Here is a 1,067-nt window from a genome sequence, read left to right as displayed (position 1 = left end):
GACTCGTAGTCTCTCTGGTAACTGTAGTTGAGCCCGGTTTCGGCATCGTAATACTGGCCGGGGAAGCGCAAGACCTATCCCTATTTCGCACATCGATCCTTATCGCGCAGAGTCAGCGCGCCACCAAAAGTTACATCTTCTGCCGAGTTCCCGTGCGGCACGTAAGCCCAAAGAATAATGACCGACGAACTATCATCGAGCTTCGCAAATTCAGGATATAGGTACTTCAAAACTAATTCGCCAGTTTTTTTCTCACCATTGCGCAAGATAACATTGTCTGCAACGCTATCCTGCACAGGATAGGCGCGCTTCATGACTTTACCGATAAGCGCATCGCCTCGGTACGCAATAACGATTGCCCCATCCTCGCGCCAAGGCAAGTTGCTCTTCGGAATTGAAATGCTGCCCCCTGTGTCATTTGCAATTGCAAAACGCAATGCTGGGCCTTCACTATCCATAGAAATACAGGCCGCCACACCAAGGCCGGCCGCGCTCGAAGGCATTGATAAAAGTAGCGCAATCAGCAATACGGCACGTTCAAACATGTGGGCAATCCTACCTGATCGCATGTGTGTATCGGTTAACCATGTCTTGAGCGTGAACTATTTCAGTCTCAAGGCGAAGTTTGCATGCAGGGCAACTCTTATTCTTCTCTTCTTCAAGCCGCTTCTTTAGGCACTCTAGTTCGACTTTCCACGCGTTTGCCTCCGTCTGCCAGAGCGATAAATTATCGAACTCATTGATCGCCGTCCCACGGACTTGCCTACGACAAACATTTGGATTCGCTCTTGAAAAATCCCTAATGTGTATCAATTCATGCTGACGAACGCAGTCGCCAAAACACTCCATATCGAAGGGAGAAAGCGGATCTAGGTATGGTTCAATTCCACCATTTCCATCACACACGATCGTGGCATCAGGATAATTGGGCGGTATCTGGAATCCCGGCTCTGGGATGTCGCCCCGCCGATCAAAGAAAGTTGCAGGTCTATTGAATGAGTACACGTAGGTGTTTATTCCACCACCCAAGCCAATAGGATCAGATTCGCCATAGCGCCCTGTACCGG

General features: G+C 49.6%; 2 protein-coding genes. Both read right to left on the bottom strand.

Annotated elements, in window-relative coordinates:
• Positions 1-80: 80 nt before the first annotated feature.
• Positions 81-545, bottom strand: a complete 465-nt coding sequence (locus tag ABD002_RS19470) for a hypothetical protein (protein ID WP_343794263.1) — start codon at positions 543-545, stop codon at positions 81-83.
• A gap of 10 nt (positions 546-555) precedes the next feature.
• Positions 556-1,067: hypothetical protein (locus ABD002_RS19465; RefSeq protein ID WP_343794261.1), on the bottom strand; the 512-nt coding region annotated here is incomplete at its 5' end.

Source organism: Dokdonella soli (assembly GCF_039523175.1).
Taxonomy (GTDB): Bacteria; Pseudomonadota; Gammaproteobacteria; order Xanthomonadales; family Rhodanobacteraceae; genus Dokdonella_A; species Dokdonella_A soli.
This window is presented reverse-complemented; position numbering and strand designations above follow the sequence as displayed.